Consider the following 2608-nt stretch of genomic DNA (forward strand, 5'->3'; position numbering starts at 1 on the left):
GCATCAGGTCAAAAGCTTGGAAGCCGCTGTATGAAGGTTACCTGGCCAGGGGCCTGAAAACGACTCAGGCCCTGGTCATCATCGCCCGCAAGCTGGCACGTATTGCGTTTTCACTCATGAAAAATCAAAGCGAATACCAGTCAAAAGCGGTTTTGGAGGCTTCCCCTCAACCATAGAATCTCCCACATTGGAATGCATTTCAAGTGTGGGAGCGGGCTTGCTCGCGAAGGCGCCAGTGCCCACAACAAAGGTCCCAATATGAAAAAACGCTGGCAAAACCCCACGGGTCTATGCGCCACTAGCGCCATTCCTTAATAGTGCGTCACGGTCGGCGCCCATCGCCGACCCGTCTGGAGATTCCCGTTATGAGCGAGAGTGTGTTTGCCGATCGCATCGTGCAGAACCTGCTCGACACCGACTTCTACAAGCTGACCATGATGCAGGCGGTGCTGCACAACTACCCGAACGTGGACGTTGAATGGGAGTTTCGTTGCCGCAACAGTGAAGACCTGCGCCCGTACCTGGCGGAAATTCGCTACCAGATTGAGCGCCTCGCCGAACTGAGCCTAAGCCCGGACCAGCTTGGTTTTCTTGAGCGCATCAGCTTTATGAAGCCGGACTTCTTGCGCTTTCTAGGGCTGTTCCGCTTCAACCTGCGCTATGTGCAAACCGGCATCGAAAACGGCGAGCTGTTTATCCGCCTGCGCGGGCCGTGGCTGCATGTGATCCTGTTTGAAGTGCCGATGCTGGCCATCGTCAGCGAGGTGCGTAACCGCTACCGCTACCAGACCGTGATCCTTGAGCAGGCCCGCGAGCAGCTGTATCGCAAGTTCGACTGGCTGACGGCGAATGCCAGCAGCGACGAGCTGTCGGAACTGCAAGTGGCCGACTTCGGCACGCGCCGGCGCTTCTCGTACCGGGTGCAGGAAGAAGTGGTGAGCGTGCTCAAGCACGATTTCCCCGGGCGCTTTGTCGGCACCAGCAACGTGCACCTCGCCCGCGAGTTCGATATGAAGCCGCTCGGCACCATGGCCCACGAATGGATCATGGCCCACCAGCAACTTGGCCCGCGCCTGATCGACAGCCAGATTGCCGCGCTCGATTGCTGGGTGCGCGAGTACCGTGGCCTGCTGGGCATCGCCCTGACTGACTGCATCACCACCGACGCCTTCCTCGGCGACTTCGACTTGTACTTCGCCAAGCTGTTCGACGGCCTGCGCCATGACTCCGGCGACCCGGTGCAGTGGGCCGAAAAAGCCATCGCCCACTACCACAAACTCGGCATCGAGCCGATGAGCAAGACCTTGGTGTTCTCCGACAGCCTGTCGCTGCCCAAGGCCCTGGAGATATTCCGCGCATTGCGCGGTCGCATTAATGTCAGCTTCGGCATCGGCACCAACCTGACCTGCGACATTCCAGGGGTTGAGCCGATGAGCATCGTGCTTAAAATGACCGCCTGCAATGGCCAGCCCGTCGCGAAGATCTCCGATGAAGCGGGCAAGACCCACTGCACCGACCCGAATTTCGTCGCCTATTTGCGCCACGTTTTCAAAGTACCTGCCCTACCTAGCAAGGAGTGAATCATGCAAGCCGTACAGCGTGAGATTGCGCAGCAGCTCAAGGTCCAAGCACCGTTCAAGGACCAGGCCGCCCTGGAGGCCGAAGTCGCCCGCCGCGTGACCTTTATCCAGGATTGCCTGCGCAATTCCGGGCTCAAGGCATTGGTGTTGGGCATCAGCGGCGGTGTCGACTCCCTGACCGCAGGCCTGCTGGCCCAACGGGCGATGCAGGAACTGCGCGCCAGCACGGGTGATGAGGCCTACCGTTTTATCGCGGTGCGCCTGCCCTACGAAACCCAGTTCGACGAAAGCGACGCCCAGGCGTCGGTGGACTTTATCGAGCCGGACGAGCGCCACACCGTCAACATCGGCCCGGCGGTGAAATCCCTGGCCAACGAAGTGGCCGCGTTTGAAGGCAAAGCGGCGGTGTCGCGTGATTTCGTGTTGGGCAACACCAAGGCGCGCATGCGCATGGTGGCGCAATACACCATCGCCGGCGCGGCCGGAGGCCTGGTGATCGGCACCGACCATGCGGCGGAAGCGGTGATGGGCTTTTTCACCAAGTTCGGTGATGGCGCCTGCGACCTGGCGCCGTTGAGTGGCTTGGTGAAAAACCAGGTGCGCGCGATTGCTCGGTACTTTGGGGCGCCGGAGTCGTTGGTCGAGAAGATCCCGACGGCCGACCTTGAAGACCTGTCGCCGGGCAAGCCGGACGAAGCCTCCCACGGCGTGACTTACGCCGAGATCGATGCGTTCCTGCACGGCGAGCCAGTGCGCGAGGAAGCGTTCAAGATCATCTGCGACACGTATCGCAAGACCGAGCACAAACGGGTCATGCCCTTCGCGCCGTGATCTGCGTGGCAAGTGCTCTTGAGTGAACGGGCTTGTTGTGGAAAGCCCGCTCGCCACAGGTATTTGCCAGTGTCTAGTCCTGAAATAGGTTTACACCTGTTTCACCCCAGCGCCCTATGCACTGCATCGGGCGTTTTGTATTTTAAGGACAGGTGTGGGCGTTCCTGGTTATAGATCAGGATCGCTTCTCGCACCAT

At 59.9% G+C, this 2608-nt stretch carries 2 protein-coding genes and 1 pseudogene; all 3 read left to right on the forward strand.

Going from position 1 to position 2608, the window contains the following annotated elements:
* Window positions 1–176 (forward strand): annotated as a pseudogene (locus E0F99_RS30820) (IS110 family transposase); the annotation flags it as partial.
* 189 nt (window positions 177–365) lie between these two features.
* Entirely contained in the window at window positions 366–1580 is a 1215-nt protein-coding gene (gene pncB / locus E0F99_RS29615; RefSeq protein ID WP_083355529.1) for a nicotinate phosphoribosyltransferase, read from the forward strand.
* A 3-nt stretch (window positions 1581–1583) separates the two neighbouring features.
* Window positions 1584–2411: an ammonia-dependent NAD(+) synthetase gene (gene nadE, locus E0F99_RS29620; protein ID WP_083355530.1), complete on the forward strand. Its 828-nt coding sequence runs from the start codon at window positions 1584–1586 to the stop codon at window positions 2409–2411.
* Window positions 2412–2608: the final 197 nt, after the last annotated feature.

Origin of the sequence: Pseudomonas antarctica, from assembly GCF_900624995.1 — a bacterium.
In the GTDB taxonomy this organism is placed as follows: domain Bacteria; phylum Pseudomonadota; class Gammaproteobacteria; order Pseudomonadales; family Pseudomonadaceae; genus Aquipseudomonas; species Aquipseudomonas antarctica.